The 15,860-nt window shown below is 27.3% G+C and carries 18 protein-coding genes; 7 read left to right on the top strand and 11 right to left on the bottom strand.

The window, feature by feature from the left end; genetic code table 11:
• Positions 1–28: 28 nt before the first annotated feature.
• Together ACA135_RS04790 and ACA135_RS04785 are read right to left on the bottom strand one after the other, a co-directional pair.
• Positions 29–754: a transposase gene (locus ACA135_RS04790; protein ID WP_409197520.1), complete on the bottom strand. Its 726-nt coding sequence runs from the start codon at positions 752–754 to the stop codon at positions 29–31.
• 312 nt (positions 755–1,066) lie between these two features.
• A complete protein-coding gene (locus ACA135_RS04785) occupies positions 1,067–1,441 on the bottom strand; it encodes a hypothetical protein (RefSeq protein ID WP_409197631.1) in 375 nt (124 codons plus the stop codon).
• Positions 1,442–1,569: 128 nt separating this feature from the next.
• Here ACA135_RS04785 and ACA135_RS04780 point away from each other — a divergent pair, with 128 nt between their 5' ends.
• Positions 1,570–1,833: an SHOCT domain-containing protein gene (locus ACA135_RS04780; RefSeq protein WP_409197630.1), complete on the top strand. Its 264-nt coding sequence runs from the start codon at positions 1,570–1,572 to the stop codon at positions 1,831–1,833.
• Positions 1,834–1,913: 80 nt separating this feature from the next.
• On the opposite strand, the gene ACA135_RS04775 is transcribed toward ACA135_RS04780, so the two are convergent.
• From ACA135_RS04775 to ACA135_RS04755, 5 genes are all read right to left on the bottom strand, one after another.
• The gene (locus ACA135_RS04775; protein WP_409197629.1) at positions 1,914–2,510 is read right to left on the bottom strand and encodes a zinc-ribbon domain-containing protein; all 597 of its coding nucleotides are present in this window, start codon (positions 2,508–2,510) and stop codon (positions 1,914–1,916) included.
• A gap of 105 nt (positions 2,511–2,615) precedes the next feature.
• The gene (locus tag ACA135_RS04770; RefSeq protein WP_409197628.1) at positions 2,616–2,930 is read right to left on the bottom strand and encodes an HNH endonuclease; all 315 of its coding nucleotides are present in this window, start codon (positions 2,928–2,930) and stop codon (positions 2,616–2,618) included.
• 77 nt (positions 2,931–3,007) lie between these two features.
• Positions 3,008–3,373 (bottom strand): hypothetical protein, encoded by a 366-nt coding sequence (locus ACA135_RS04765; protein ID WP_409197627.1) that lies wholly within the window; start codon positions 3,371–3,373, stop codon positions 3,008–3,010.
• 15 nt (positions 3,374–3,388) lie between these two features.
• The gene (locus ACA135_RS04760; protein WP_409197626.1) at positions 3,389–3,700 is read right to left on the bottom strand and encodes an HNH endonuclease; all 312 of its coding nucleotides are present in this window, start codon (positions 3,698–3,700) and stop codon (positions 3,389–3,391) included.
• A gap of 51 nt (positions 3,701–3,751) precedes the next feature.
• On the bottom strand, positions 3,752–4,771 hold the full coding sequence (locus tag ACA135_RS04755) for a hypothetical protein (protein WP_409197625.1): 1,020 nt from the start codon (positions 4,769–4,771) through the stop codon (positions 3,752–3,754).
• Between the two features lie 185 nt (positions 4,772–4,956).
• On the opposite strand from ACA135_RS04755, the gene ACA135_RS04750 reads away from it, so the two are divergent.
• From ACA135_RS04750 to ACA135_RS04730, 5 genes are all read left to right on the top strand, one after another.
• Positions 4,957–5,235: a hypothetical protein gene (locus ACA135_RS04750; RefSeq protein ID WP_409197624.1), complete on the top strand. Its 279-nt coding sequence runs from the start codon at positions 4,957–4,959 to the stop codon at positions 5,233–5,235.
• Positions 5,236–5,344: 109 nt separating this feature from the next.
• Positions 5,345–8,374, top strand: coding sequence for a type I restriction endonuclease subunit R (locus ACA135_RS04745; protein ID WP_409197623.1), 3,030 nt, complete (start codon positions 5,345–5,347; stop codon positions 8,372–8,374).
• Between the two features lie 85 nt (positions 8,375–8,459).
• Positions 8,460–9,965 (top strand): N-6 DNA methylase, encoded by a 1,506-nt coding sequence (locus ACA135_RS04740; protein WP_409197622.1) that lies wholly within the window; start codon positions 8,460–8,462, stop codon positions 9,963–9,965.
• Positions 9,955–10,467, top strand: coding sequence for a restriction endonuclease subunit S (locus tag ACA135_RS04735; RefSeq protein ID WP_409197621.1), 513 nt, complete (start codon positions 9,955–9,957; stop codon positions 10,465–10,467). Before ACA135_RS04740 ends, ACA135_RS04735 begins: the two co-directional genes overlap by 11 nt.
• Before the next feature lie 28 nt (positions 10,468–10,495).
• Positions 10,496–11,224: a restriction endonuclease subunit S gene (locus ACA135_RS04730; protein WP_409197620.1), complete on the top strand. Its 729-nt coding sequence runs from the start codon at positions 10,496–10,498 to the stop codon at positions 11,222–11,224.
• Positions 11,225–11,315: 91 nt separating this feature from the next.
• Here ACA135_RS04730 and xerA read toward each other — a convergent pair whose 3' ends face one another.
• Together xerA and ACA135_RS04720 are read right to left on the bottom strand one after the other, a co-directional pair.
• A complete protein-coding gene (gene xerA / locus ACA135_RS04725) occupies positions 11,316–12,311 on the bottom strand; it encodes a site-specific tyrosine recombinase/integron integrase (protein WP_409197619.1) in 996 nt (331 codons plus the stop codon).
• 53 nt (positions 12,312–12,364) lie between these two features.
• Complete coding sequence (locus ACA135_RS04720) at positions 12,365–13,660, bottom strand: restriction endonuclease subunit S (protein ID WP_409197618.1); 1,296 nt, start codon at positions 13,658–13,660, stop codon at positions 12,365–12,367.
• Positions 13,661–13,778: 118 nt separating this feature from the next.
• Here ACA135_RS04720 and ACA135_RS04715 point away from each other — a divergent pair, with 118 nt between their 5' ends.
• The gene (locus tag ACA135_RS04715) at positions 13,779–14,153 is read left to right on the top strand and encodes a hypothetical protein (RefSeq protein WP_409197617.1); all 375 of its coding nucleotides are present in this window, start codon (positions 13,779–13,781) and stop codon (positions 14,151–14,153) included.
• A 73-nt stretch (positions 14,154–14,226) separates the two neighbouring features.
• On the opposite strand, the gene ACA135_RS04710 is transcribed toward ACA135_RS04715, so the two are convergent.
• On the bottom strand, positions 14,227–14,607 hold the full coding sequence (locus ACA135_RS04710) for a hypothetical protein (RefSeq protein ID WP_409197616.1): 381 nt from the start codon (positions 14,605–14,607) through the stop codon (positions 14,227–14,229).
• Positions 14,608–14,830: 223 nt separating this feature from the next.
• Positions 14,831–15,763, bottom strand: a complete 933-nt coding sequence (locus ACA135_RS04705) for an NAD-dependent epimerase/dehydratase family protein (RefSeq protein WP_409197615.1) — start codon at positions 15,761–15,763, stop codon at positions 14,831–14,833.
• Between the last annotated feature and the right edge of the window lie 97 nt (positions 15,764–15,860).

The raw sequence follows: 15,860 nt of genomic DNA, 5'->3' as shown, positions 1-15,860 counted from the left end.
TGGTATTTGGTCAAATGCTCCTACTTCTTCATTTTATACATTTTCTTATGGGTTCTGTATCGTATGCTTTGTCTGCAATTATGTAATGTGGTTTATATATTTTTATGTTTCTGATTGATTGTTTTGCGAAGTGTGTGTCATGTCTGGGGCCTCTTTGGACTTGATCATCAAGAATTAGTTGTGTGTCAACATTGATTGCAATATGGTTTTTCACATAGCTTTTTCGTTCTTTACGTCGTATTTTCGCGAAATATTTATCGGCATAATCATTGGTGAATCCTGATCCGTCTAAAGCAATGTTTCCACCAGTTAAAGTGAATTTTGATAATATTTTCTTGTTTAATTCTTTAAAGCTGGTTTCAGATATTCTTTTAAAGAATTTCTGAATTGTTGTATAATGTGGGACGGTTTTTAATCTTAAAAATTTTAGTAACTTATCGGATAATTGCATCCACTCAATTATTTCACGATAGGTCATTTTTGAATACATTTTAAGAGCTAAAATAGTGAATAATTTAGGCTGTGTGTATAAATGATTACTGAAATAATTGGAATAATCATTTAAACATGCTTTAGCATAGTTATATACTTTTTCAGCATATAGCAGCATGTGATTACCTGATAATTCAATATTACCATTTTTAGACTGACGATTTAAACAGTTTTCTAATGGTTTTTCACATTCAAAATCCAAAAGGTTTAACTGTCTTGAAAACAAAATATGATATGGAGAAAAGGTTTTTTTAGTAAACATAATAATATCTTTTCTCCATTTAACTATTAATACTTTATCATAACTTATTTTAAACATCTTAAGTAGTATTTCAAGTGTAAGTTGCTAAAACCACCTTAAAATTCTTTAAAAAACAAATAAAGAAAACCAAAAAATAAAAAACACCCAAGTACAAGTTCAACTGAAAAAATATTTTAATAAAAATATAGGATTTCTACAGAGCCAAAAAAAGTTTAAAAGGGGGTGTAATATGTTAAACTTAACACATATTATCTCTCAAGAAAATGTTTTATAATTAATTTTATATAAAAGTCTTGTTCGTATAATTAAAAATCAAATTATAATTCCATCATTTCCACCAATTTTATCCCAATCAGGGGGTATATTTGATTGATGCCAATCATCCCACTCTTTAATTTGAAGTTCAACACTCTTTTTTTCATCATCCTCTTCATCTAAATTACCATTATTAGAAACTTGTTTAGAATTTGTATGAGAATTACTACTAACTGCCACATTTTTAGAATCACTAGAATCCTTAGTGTTAGTGCTTACAGAATCATTAGTACTGTTAGTAGTATTATTAACTGTTACATTGCTAGTTATTGTAGGATTATTATTACCTGCAAGGGCAAATCCTGCAAATAATGCAACAACCCCAACTATAACTATTATTAAACCAATTATTAAATAATCTTTATTATCCATAAAACATATCACATCCCCATTCACTTATTAAAGTTTTTTTATGATTGATTTATAGTATGTTAAATTAATAGTTTAAAATTTTCTTTTTAAATTTTCAGCGTTTGTAATTATCTTAAGTTAAACATGCTATGAGTAATGTTAATGTACGTATGCGTGATGGAGAAGTAATTAGCTTAGGTGCAACAGCCAAAGTATGTGAAACTATTTATACATATTTACATGAAAAATGGGATAGTTACCAGAAAAATAAAGATACTCCAACTCCAAGTCCACTACAAAAAGAAGAACCCCAAAGTAGTAATGCTGATGAATTATTAAAATATGCTGAACTATACGAAAAAGGATTATTAACTAAAGAAGAATTTGAAGCTAAAAAGAAAGAATTACTTTAAATTCTTTTTTTAATAACTATTTTTGTTGATTATGTAATTTTAGAAAAAGTTAAAAAAGGGGTAAGTGTTAAAAATCCCTATTAAAAAGTTGGCATATTATTTGTATTTATTTTATAAGTAGTTTTTCCACAAACAGTTTGACCATTTTTTATTTCTATCACTACATGGTGTGGTTTAATACCACTATCTGTACCATATGAAGCTAAAGAGAATTGTCCATTAGTTGGACCACTTTGAGTTACATTACGAGTATCTACACCTAGTGCATTACCCCAAAAATCAAAGAATTCTGCTTTAATAGTATAAGGATCAGTATTGCTTGGTAAATTAGTTATTTCACCATTAATATAAAATCCATAACCGCCATCATTAAATTTATATATGTTTTGATTTATATCCACTATTTGAAATTGTAAATTAGTATCTGGGGATTCTGTTGGGGTTAAGTAATCTGCTACAAAAATTATACCAAAAATTACTATTATTGCTGCTATTACTCCAACAATTACCTTTTTATTCAATATGGTAGATTTATCTATTTTAGTATTAGTTATTTTAGATTTAATATCTTCTGTTTCTTTATTAGTTACTTTTTTATCAAACTTATGTCCACATTCTGGACAAAACTTATGAGTATCCTCTAGTTCGGCTCCACATTCTGGGCAATATTTAACCACTCATATCAAACTCCCTTTTTTTATTTAATTATTTAAAATAAAAATATATAAAATTTTATACTTTCATCTCACTAATAAAAAAATCTTCAATTTAATATAAAAAAGTTATTTATTCATTTGATTATGTAATATTTTATCAGATTTCCCACGATTACAATCAAAGCATAAAGTTTGGAGGTTGCTTATATCATCACTTCCGCCTTTTAATACTGGTATTATATGATCTACTTCTAATTTAACACCATCATATCTATCCCTACCACACATTTGACAAGTGTAATTGTCTCGTTCTAATACTAATGTTCTTTTAGTTAAAGTAATATCTCGTTTTCTAATAATGCTTTCACTGATAATACTCTCGTAATGATATCCGGTTCGTGAATAATTTGGTTGTGAATAATTTTTTACATGCCATATCAATTCGTCCCTTACTTGATAATCCCATAATTGATAATTATGAATCTTTTCTACAATAGCCTCAATAATATACTCTCCATCTAAGGGTATAACTCGTATTTATTTAATAATTCATAAAAATAAGGTTTTCTCGGTTCATGTAAACCTACTATTATTTTTAATTCAAACATAGCGTTCAATCTAATCTTATCTACAGAACGATTTTCATGTGGTTTATTAATAGAACTTCTATCTTTTACTTCTTTTTCTAATTCATGCTTTATATCTAGTTCATCTATAATGCTGTTATTAATCAATTTTTTAACATACCCAATAACTTCTTCTCCATCTTCATAAGATAACTCATAGTCAGATAATAACTTATTAAAATAAGATTTCCTAGGGGGATAAGGACCCACTATTACATACAATTTTTTCATAGTTTCTTTTTTTTCATCATATGCCATATTCCTTAAATCCCTTTATTTATTCATTTGATTTGGTAATATTTTAGCAGATTTACCTCTATTACAATCAAAGCATAATGTTTGGAGATTACTCATATTATTAGATCCTCCCTTTGATACTGGAATAATATGATCCACTTCTAATTTAACACCCTCATGCCTATTTCTACCACACATTTGACAGGTATACTTATCTCTTTCTAATACTTTTGTTCTAGTACTTAAGGAAACATTTCGTTTTATGGATACCTTTGGAGGGTTATTAGATGTATTTTTCCGTGGGGGTATGTTTCTTATTACATATTTTGGATAATGTTCATTAAACAAATTTTTTAATGTATCAATGATAATATTTCCTTCTTTTTCGTTTAAATTATTCTATTTTAATAATGTTTTAAAATAATCAGTTCTTTTATAGCTAAGACCAGTTAAAGAATCTAAATGAGAACAAGCATCTTCCCTATATTTTAAATTCTTATTTAATATTTTTTTATATAAGTGCTGAAAAAGAAGGTTCATTTCTTCTTTTGAAAAAGGTTCTAATTTTTCTAAAGGAGTGCAATCCCATTCATTCATATTATAATATTTATTTTTTACTTTTAGATTTTTTTTAATTCTATTTGCATCACAAATACTTTCAATATTTTTACTCAAATCAAAACGAAAATACTTATTTTCAGGATCCTCGTAGTAAATTTTGTCATGATCAAAATAGGTAAATTCAATATAAAAATCTTTAATGTCAGGTTCCTCTTCTAATAAGGTGATTTTACTACTCTCATTTTGCTCATCAAATAATCTTTGAAAATTTTCTTGTTGTTTGAATCTGGATCGATTCGCCAACTCTTCCATTACACCATATTTTAATGAATCACCAGATTCAATTTGAGATTTCATTATATTAATAATTTCCTTCAGGTCATCATCACTTAAATCATATTCAAATAATAACATTTTACAATAATCAGAATCATTTACATATGCATTTAATATATTTAAAGAATAATTTTTTTCCTTAATTTTTTTCAAACATTCCTGTTCTTTTTTAGCTTCTTCTACTTTTTTTAGGTTTTGGCTTTGAAATATTGTTACATCATTAATTGCATTAGAATCATGGATATTTGGTTTTTTAATTTTAATTGATTCAATGTCCTTTTGTTTTTTTGGATCATTAATTTCTTTTTCTTTATTTATTTGAGTTTTATTTGAGTAATTTGGAGTAGATGTTTCAATTTTAAAATCATTACTTTCTGATCCTATTGCTAAAGAAGTTAAAAAACCAACTGGGATATAAATAGCAAATAAAACCCATAACATTAAATTATTAATTAAAGAACTTACTATTGCAAATATTATTAAAATTATTGTATAATATATTAAATAATTCTTATTCCTCATAAAACATATCCCCCCTATTATTTTTAATTAAATTTTATCATTGATTTATAGTATGTTTGATTATATTTTAAATTTTACTATTCACTTTTTTCTCAGTTGAATATAATATGATTAATTTTTAAATAATATGAATAACATAATATATTAATAATTTTAACATAAAAAACTTTAAGGGGAAGATATTTATGAGTAATAAGTATATATGTCCATATTGTGGTAAATCATTCTGGACTAATGGGGCAGTTACGCAATGTCCAAAGTGTGGACGAGTTTTTGATTCTGTAAATAGGCCTATTTTTGATAGTGTTGGTACTAGTTATGGTAGTTCTGGTTTAGCATTCTTAAAAGTAATAGGGTACTGTATACTTTTATTCTTGGGTTTATTGCTTGGTCCTATTGGTTTAATTGGTGCTATTATTCTTTGTATTATTATTCATTATGGTGCAAAGAAAATTATGAACTAATCCTTTTTTTATTTTTTGACTTTTACCTTATTTTAAGTTAATATTAATATCTTGAATGATAATATAATATATTAATTATAAAATTTTATTTTTTTAATGGTGATATGGTATGGTTTTTACTGAGGATGAATTTGAGCAATCTATTATAAGTTTGTTTGAGGGTTTAGGTTATACTCATTTTTATGGTCCTAATATTGATAGGGATTATAATAATCCTTTGTATGAGGATCACTTAAGGGAAAGTTTAAGTCGGATTAATCCTAATTTAAAATTTAGTGTTATTGATAGTGCTGTAAATCAGTTAAAAGGTTTAGTTTCAAGTAGTAATCTTATAGAATCTAATTATAATTTTACTGAATTTTTACAGAAGGGAATGTCTGTTAATTATTTAGATGGTAATGAGAAAAGGGCTGCTTTAGTTAAATTAATAGATTATGATAATGTTGATAAGAATACTTTTCATGTGATTAATCAGTGGACTGTTGATGATTTGAGTGTTAAAAGGGCGGATGTTGTTGTTTTTGTTAATGGGTTGCCTTTAGTTGTTGTTGAGTTGAAATCTCCTAGTCGTGAAGAAGTTGATGTTAGTAATGCTTATCGGCAATTGAAAAATTATATGAAAGAGGTCCCATCTCTTTTTACTTATAATGCTTTTGTTGTTATGAGTGATATGGCAACAAGTAAAGCTGGAACAATCACTTCAAATGAAGATCGTTTTATGGAATGGAAAACAGTTGATGGGAATTATAAGGATACTAGTTTTGCAAGTTTTGATGTCTTATTTGAGGGAATGTTTGAGAAGCACAGATTCTTAGATATACTAGAAAATTTTATTTTATACTCTGTTGATTCAAGTAAGTATATTAAAATTTTAGGTGCTTATCATCAATATTTTGCTGTTAATAAAGCTTTAACTACTACTCAGGAGGCTGTTTCTAGTGATGGTAAAGCGGGAGTGTTTTGGCATACTCAGGGTAGTGGTAAAAGTTTATCTATGGTTTTTTATGTTAATAAGTTGCAACATATTATGAATAGTCCAACTTTTGTTGTTATAACTGATCGTAATGATTTAGATAATCAACTTTATAATCAGTTTAATAAGTGTTCTGGTTTTATTAGTCAAAGTCCTAAACAGGCTGTTAATCGTGAGAATCTTAAAGAATTATTAAATGATCGTGTTGCTAATGGAATATTTTTTTCTACTATGCAAAAGTTTGAACTATCAGATGAACCATTAACTCTTCGTGAGGATGTTATTGTAATTAGTGATGAAGCGCATCGTAGTCAATACGGTTTAGAGGAGAAGTTTAATCCTGAAACTGGTGAGAAGATAATTGGTGCAGCACGTAAAGTTCATGATAATCTTCCAAATGCTACATTTATCGGTTTTACTGGAACACCAATAGCTACAAGGGATAAAAGTACTCGTGAAGTATTTGGTGATTATATTGATATTTACGATATGACACAATCAGTGGAGGATGGTGCAACTTGTCCAATACATTATGAAAGCCGGGTAATTAACTTAGAATTAGATTCAGAAACTTTACAAGAAATTGATGATAAATATGAAGAATTATCACTTGAAGCTGAACCTTATGCAATTGAAGCAAGTAAACATAAATTAAGTCAAATGGAAGAATTATTAGGTGCTTCTGAAACAATTAACTCATTATGTGAAGATATGAGTAATCATTATATGGATAATCGGATGTATGAGTTAAAAGGAAAAGCAATGATTGTTGCATACTCCCGTGGTATAGCAATGAAGATTTATAATCGTATACTTGAATTGCATCCAGATTGGCAGGATAAAGTAAAAATAGTTATGACTAGTAATAATAATGATCCTGAAGATTGGCATGATATAATTGGAACTAAATCATATAAAAAAGAATTAGACTCTAAATTTAAAGACCCTAATGATGAATTCAAAATAGCAATAGTCGTAGACATGTGGTTAACCGGGTTCGATGTTCCTAGTTTGGATACAATGTATATTTATAAACCTATGAAAGATCATACTTTAATGCAAGCCATTGCAAGAGTAAACCGAGTATATCCGGATAAAACTGGGGGATTAATAGTAGATTACATTGGTATAAGTGCAGCATTACGCCAAGCAATGAGTGATTATACTAAACGTGATCGGAATAATTATGGGGATATGGATATAATTAAAGTAGCATACCCAAAATTTCAGGAAATACTAGAAATTTGTGATGACTTATTCCATGGATTAGATTACACACAGTTCTTTACTGATGATCCTTTAATTCGGGCAAAAACTATTAAAAAAGGGGTTAATTTCCTATTAAAACCAGACAATGAAGAGGAAAAAGAAGAATTCTTAACCTATGCTTTAAGATTAAAACAAGCACTATCATTATGTAGAAGTAAAGCAACTGAAACAGAAAGATTAGAAGCAGCCTATTTTGAAGCAGTAAGAACATTACTAACACGTATCACACGTCCAGGTAAATTATCACCAGCAGAAATTAACAAACAAATCTCAGAATTATTAGAACATAGTATTAAAAGTGAAGGAGTAATAAACCTGTTCTCTGATGTGCAAGAAGAAACCTCTTTATTTGATGAAACATTTCTAGCTAGAATAAATAAAATGCAAGAGCGAAACCTAGCAATTGAACTATTACAAAAACTTTTAAAAGATGAAATAAAAGGGAAAAAATATAATCAAAATGTTGTTAAATCTGAAAAATTCAGTGAAATGCTAACAAAAATCATGAACAAATACGTAAACGGACACATCACCAATCAAGAAGTAATAGATGAACTAATCAACCTTGCACAAGAAATAAAAGAAGATAATAATGCGGGGGAGAAATTAGGACTAACAAATGAAGAACTAGCATTTTACGATGCAATCACACAACCAGAAAACATAAAAGACTTCTATGAAAACGATGAACTAATAGCCATCACACGAGAATTAACAGAAAAATTAAACCGAAACCGTACCATAGACTGGAATAAAAAAGAAAGTGCAAGAGCACTAATGAGAGTAACTGTAAAACACTTACTCCGAGAACATGACTACCCACCAGACGGACTAGAAACCGCAATAAATACAGTAATAGAACAATGTGAACAATGGGCAGACGCAATAGAAATGTAATTAATAAAAATAGATTATTAAAATAAGAAATCTAATGAAAATAAACTTTTTCCATTAAATAAAAAAAATTAAAAAGTGAATATTTATGACTAAAAAAGACAATACCAGTGAAATTGGTTTTGAAGAAAAGATTTGGCAAGCTGCAGATAAGCTTCGTGGAAGTATGGATGCATCAGAATATAAACATGTAATCCTTGGATTAATATTTTTAAAATACTTATCAGATAAATTTGAAGAAAAATACAACAAACTCCTTGAAAGTGGTAAAGGTTACCAGGAGGATAAAGATGAATACACTGCGGAAAATATTTTCTTTGTACCACCAGAAGCTAGATGGAACATAATAAGTACACATGCACATGAAAAAGATAATGGTATAATTATAGATGAAGCTATGCGTGCAATAGAAAAGAATAACTCATCACTTAAAGGAGTATTGCCAAGTAATTTTGCAAGACCCGAACTAGATAAACAAAAATTAGGTGATGTAATAGACCTATTTACAAATATAACAATGTCAACCCATGGAGACAAACAGGACCTACTCGGTCGAACCTATGAATACTGCTTATCAAAATTTGCAGAAAACGAAGGAAAGAAAGCAGGAGAATTCTTCACACCAACATGTGTAGTAAAAACCTTAGTATCAGTACTACAACCTTACAACGGCAGAGTCTACGATCCATGTTGTGGATCTGGTGGAATGTTTGTACAATCCAAAAATTTCATAGAAAATCATAGTGGAAATATTAAAAATATAAGTGTATTTGGGCAAGAATCCAATCCTACTACTTGGAAAATGGCAAGAATGAATCTTGCAATCCGTGGAATAGAAGCTAACCTTGGAAAAACATATGAGGACACATTCCTAAACGACTTACACTCTACCCTTAAAGCAGATTATATAATGGCAAATCCACCATTTAACTTAAAAAGTTGGGGGCAAGAAAAATTAGAAGATGATGTACGATGGAAGTATGGAATACCTCCAAAAGGAAATGCAAACTACGCATGGATCCAACACATGATACATCACCTATCACCACAAGGAAAAATGGGAATCGTCTTAGCAAACGGATCACTTTCCACAACAAATAAAGCAGAAGAAAAAATAAGAAAAGGAATACTAGAAGACGACTTAATAGAAGGAATAGTAGCACTACCAACACAACTCTTCTACACCACAGGAATACCAGTATGCCTATGGTTTATAAATCGTGACAAAAAACAAAAAGGAAAAACATTATTCATCGATGCACGAGAAATGGGAACAATGGTATCTCGTAAACTACGAGAACTAAAAACAGAAGACATAAACAAAATCAGTGAAGCATTTGAAGCCTTCGATAACGGAACACTCGAAGAAGAAAAAGGATTCACCGCAATAGCAGACTACGATAAAATAAAAGAAAACGATTACATCTTAACACCTGGCCGATATGTAGGATTTAAACCAGAAGAAGACGATGGAATACCATTCGAAGAAAAAATGGAAACACTCACAAAAGAACTAGACAGTTTATTTAAAGAATCCAATAAACTAGAAAAAGAAATCAGAGAAAACTTAAAGGTGATTGGATTTGAATTTTAAAGAATTTGATTTAAGTTCATTAATTAAGCTAAAGTATGGGAAAAATCAGAAAAAAGTTGAGGATAAAAATGGAAAATTTCCTATTTTTGGTACTGGAGGATTAATGGGGTATGCTACTGATTTTTTATATGATAAACCTTCTGTTTTAATTCCACGAAAAGGGAGTATATCTAATGTATATTATCAACAAACTCCTTTTTGGACTGTTGATACTCTTTTTTACACAGAAATTAATGAAAATTTAATTATTCCCAAATATTTATATTATTATATATCTAGGATTGATTTAAATAAATATAATGAAGGAACAACAATTCCTAGTTTGAGATCAGATACTTTAAATCATTTAAAAATAAATGTGCCTCCAATTTTGTATCAAAAACAGGTTTTAAAATTGTTATCAAATATAGACAATATTTTAAAAAACAATAATCAGTTAAATCAAAATTTAATATTAATTTTCATATATTCATTAATATCTTTAATAATCTTTATTATATAATCTATTTCTCACAAAAAATCAAAATTTAATGACTATTATAAAAAATATTACCAAATATTATTTTAGCTCTTTTACTCCATTTGAAAATGAGGATTTTATTGATTCTGAGTTGGGTAAAATTCCTAGTTCTTGGGAAATTGTTAGCTTAAAAGATTTAGTTAAAGTATTTAATGGTTATTCATATAAAGGTGAAGATCTTGGAAGTTCTCAAGATGCAATGGCAACTATTAAAAATTTTGATAGAAATGGTGGCTTTAAATTAGATGGGTTTAAAGAAATTAATATATCCGATCGAGTAAAACCTCATCATTATGTAGAACTTTATGATGTTTTAATAGCTTGCACAGATTTAACTCAAAATGCTGATATAGTGGGTAATGCTGAAATGTTACTTAATAAATCAGGTTATAATAATATTTTAATATCTATGGACTTAGTTAAAGTAAAGTCTTTAAAACCTGAGATAAATAACTATTTATTAAACAGTCTGTTGAATACAGAAAGATTCAAAAATCATGCATTGGGTTATGTAAATGGTACAACAGTACTTCATTTAGATAAAAAAGCTATAACTAATTATAAAATAGCTCTACCAAAAGATTTATCAATCTGTGAAAAAGTAGGAAATTTATTAAAACCATTTTATATTCAAATAGCTAATAATATTCAAGAAAATAAGAATTTAGAACAATTAAGGGACACCTTATTACCAAAATTAATGTCCGGTGAAATTGATGTTTCTAAAATAGAGATTTAACTAGATAAATCCATATTTAGTTGGCTAATTAAATAATGATTTAATTCCAGGATAATGTTTTACTAGAAAAATTTATAGAAAATATATTTTTTTAACTAATATATTTTCTATGGGATATTTTTATGTTGTTTTGATTTACCATTGCGTATTGCATAGTTGTGTCAATTTGAACATGTCCTAAAAGTTTTTGTACTTGTTCTATTGGCATTCCTTTGTCTATTGCTTTTGTGGCCATTGTTCTTCTAAATTTGTGTGGGTGTACATTTGTTATATTTGCATCTAATCCTAATTTTTTTAGGCGTGTTTCTACTCCATTTATTCCTAATCTTTTGTAAGGTTTTTTAAGTGATACGAATAGTGCTGGATTTTTGTCTTTTCTTTGTTTTAAATATTTTTTTAAATGTATTTTTGTTCTTGCATCGAAGTATACTTCTCGTTCGCTTTCTCCTTTCCCAAAAACCACACAAGATCTCTCTTCAAAGTTAATATCATTTGTATTTAAATTCACCAATTCTCCTACTCTCATTCCTGTTGAGATTAATAATTCAATTAATGATAAGTCTCTTATTTCTATGCAGGTATCTCTAAGTATTTCTAATTTTTCATCTGTTAATACTTCTTTTACTGTTCTTCCTCTTTTTACTTTGTGTATTCTTCTAACAGGGTTTTTTATAATATAATCTTCATCTTCTAACCAACTAAAGAAACTAGATAATATTCTTCTAATATTATCTATAGTGGTTTTACTGGATCCACGTTTTTTCTTATGATAAGATAAGTAATTTCTTATGTCTTCTGTAGTAATATTCTCAACTTTTTTATTCACTGAATTAAAAACATATTCAATAGTAGATTTATAATATGTTAAAGTTTTTTTAGAACATCCTTCTATTTCCTTAGATGATAAAAATTTATCTAAAACCACATTATTATCTAATGAATTTGTATTAATACAATTTTTATCAATTTTAACAACTTCAATATCCTTAAAAACATAATTCAATATATCATTCAATTTATTACATTGATCAATATCCAAATAAGGACTCATTTCTTTTAAAACAATATTCAAAATTTTAGATTTCATAATAATATTATATGAACTCAACCTAAAATTATGAGTAAATCATTATTTATCAATCATTCAACTTCAATTTGAGAAACATCAATTTCTCCACTCATAAGTTTTGGAAGTAAAATATCTCTTAATGATGTTAAATCTTTTATTTCCTTTGTTAATTCTGAATGATATTTGAAGAAAGGAGAAATAAAATTATTAAACTTTAATAAATCAGATTCAGAAGGTATAACTATTTTTAAAGATCTAAAGTCGGTTTTATTAAATTTAGATTGAACTGAACCTCCAGATATTGATTCTATTAAATATTGCCCATAACTAGAATTAAATAACAGATATATAAAATAATTCCAATTAATATCTGTCTTTTCTTTATCTGATTTAATTAAAATCATATTGTTTCCTAAAGTCATAGGTTTTTCAAGTTTTGGACATAAATATACAGAACCAACATCACCTACATTAGATATTATAACTTCATTACCTCTTAAAAAGGATTTTCTTAAAAATTCATAAGAATGTTGATCAACATATTTTTCAAATTTATTACTTTTTAAATCAGTATTTCTAATAAAAAAAGCATATTCTGGCTCTTCATATAATGTTACATTTTCTTTAAGAGAAGCAAAACTACCATTGGCAACATAATCTGTGATTATCAATGGAAGATTCCCAATTTTTTCTATTTTCCAAGATTCCGGTATTTCTCCTAGAGAAGAGGATTTAAAATTTCCTCCATTATCTTTATATGGTTTATTACGCTCATCATAGAAATTATAATTTTGATACCATTCATTAAATATTACATTAAGGTGTTGTTCTAAATTTTGATTTATTTTTCTTAATTTGATTACCTGTTTTTCAATTGAATTTATTATTGATATAATTTGTTTTTGAATTTTTATTGAGGGTAATTCTATGTTAATATTTTCTATATCTGAAGTTTTTATTGAGGGATATGATGTTGTACTTTGTTCTGCAATTGTTTGTAATTTTTTGGTTACTTTATCTTGAGTTATTAAATAATATAAATATTTACTTAAGACATAATTTTCTTTTGCTCTTAAAGTTGTGAATCCTGTTGATACTAATAAATTTGTTGGTTTATCTTCAATTATCCCATAATGTTTTTGGTTAGGTCGCACAGTTGAAATTATTATGTCATTTTCTTTTATTTTTCTTTTGGCTCTACTTGGAATTTTATCTGTAAGTGGATTTAAAAATTTTATTTCAATAATTTTATTATTTGTAATATTTTTAGTGTCTAAATAGTTTATAAAACTCCAATTTTCTTTTTTCGAGTAGTTATCTATATTTATTTCACTAACATTTTTAATTTTATATTTTTCAAAAAACATATAGAAATATTGAATTTTTATAGTATTAAAATTATTTTTTTTATAAAGTTTTTTATACTTCTTTTTATAAATTTTATATTTAATTATAAATATTATTTAAAAGGGGTAAATATTTATTTTGGATGAGAAGAGTTTAATTATAGTTTCTATTACTGTTATTGTTTGTTGTGTTGTATTGTCTTGTGCAGCATATTTTATTATTGTTAATGGTGGGAATTCTGCTGTAGTTGTTAATAATACTACTGTTAATTCTACTAATAATAGTAGTGGTCTTAGTGGTTCTAGTTCTTCTGATTCTAGTCAGGTAAGTTCTAGTAGTGATTCTTCATCTGGTTCTTATGATTCTGGTGATGAAGATTATGTGGATGGTCATCCAGTGGATCATTCTGGGGATACTTCTAAGTATACTGATGATAATGGTGAGAATCATTATTGGTTTTCTGGTAAGTGGTATAGTCAGGAGCAAGTTGATAATGGTGAAAATCCAATTTAATCCTTTTTCTCTTTTTTGTTTAAAAATTAAATATTTAAGTTTTCTAGAAGATTTTTATTAATTTTATTCATTTTTAGTGGCTTGCTGTGTATGGACTGTTTTGTAGGGCTTCTCTGCAGTTTATGTATTCTTGTCCTTTTAGGAGTCCTTCACCGTTTGAGTCTGCTTGGGTGAACATTTCATATGCTGCATCTCTTGGTGTGTGTGCTATGTTGCTTAGTTCTTCTTCAAAACTTATTCTTCCATCACCATTAAGATCATCTTTGTTGAAATCTGTATATAAAGGATTGTTTAAATAGCTGTTATCGTTTGAATTTGTATTATCCTCTGTACTTATACTAGTTACATTTGTACTATTATTTACTATACCTACTGTATTTGTGTTTGTATTGGGATTGTTAAAAAATAAGCAGTCATGCACATTATGCTTGTGATGATTATTATACTTACACATATTATTATTAAATTGTTTTTTCCATTGGAATCATTTTCACCCTTTTTTTATGGATTTATTTTTTTCTCTTTTTTTATTATTTTTTTTAGTGTTTTGTTCATTTTTTGTAACTTTTTTTGGAGAATTAAGGGGGAATATATAAAAAATCTTCGTTTTTTTTATTTTAGTAAAAATATTGAAAATTAGTAAATAAAAAAAGTAAAGTAATAAAAGTAAAAAAAACTTATAATTGAGATTCAAACCATTTAACAGTTTCACCTAACTGTTGTTTAAATTTAGATTTATCTACACTAAAATTAATATTCTTCATATTATCAACATTAGCAAATGAATGTTTAATATCTCCTGGACGTTCTGGAAGATATTCAGGTTTAATATCTGTATTTAAAACTTCAGCAATAATTAAATATAACTCATTAATAGTTAAAGCTTCACCAGCAGCAACATTAACAATACCATTATAATCAGATTCAGCAGCAAAAATATTAGCTTTAACAATATCTTTAATAAAGATAAAATCACGGGTTTGTTCACCGTCACCATAAATTACAGGTTGTTCTCCATGGATAATGCTATGAATAAAATTAGGAATAACTGCTGCATATTGAGAATTAACATCCTGTTTAGGACCAAATACATTGAAATATCTGAGGGCTGTACTATTTAAACCATAACATTCAGTAAAAGATTTAAGATAAATTTCTCCAATAGCTTTAGATGCAGCATAAGGACTAGTTGGCATGTATGGTTCAGTTTCCTTAAGAGGCATATTTGGGTTTTCACCATAAACTGCACTACTTGAAGAGAAAACAATCTTTTTAATTTCACTATCTTTTGCAGCAATTAAAAGTTTAGCAGTAGTATCAACATTATTAACATGAGTATAACTTGGATTTTCAACACTACCGGGTACACTAGCAGCTGCAGCTAAATGAAATATATAATCTTTACCTTTAAATATGGGTTTTAAATCTAAATCATTTAAATCTCCTTTAATAATATCTAAATTAGGATGATTAGGATTATTTAAATTTTCCATTTTCCCAGTTGATAAATTATCTATAACAGTTACTTTATTATTTTTTATTAATTCTTCGACTATGTGTGATCCGATAAATCCTAAACCACCTGTCACGATTACATTTTTATTTTCCATTCTTATTACCTTATCAAATAAAATTTATTATAAATTACAAAAATAAATATTATAAAAATTAATCTTTAATATAATAAACTATATTGTTTTTAATCTT

The organism is Methanobrevibacter acididurans, assembly GCF_046197875.1.
Lineage (GTDB): Archaea > Methanobacteriota > Methanobacteria > Methanobacteriales > Methanobacteriaceae > Methanobrevibacter_A > Methanobrevibacter_A acididurans.
Note: the sequence above shows the minus strand (reverse complement) of the source record. Positions and strands in the feature narration are given on the sequence as shown.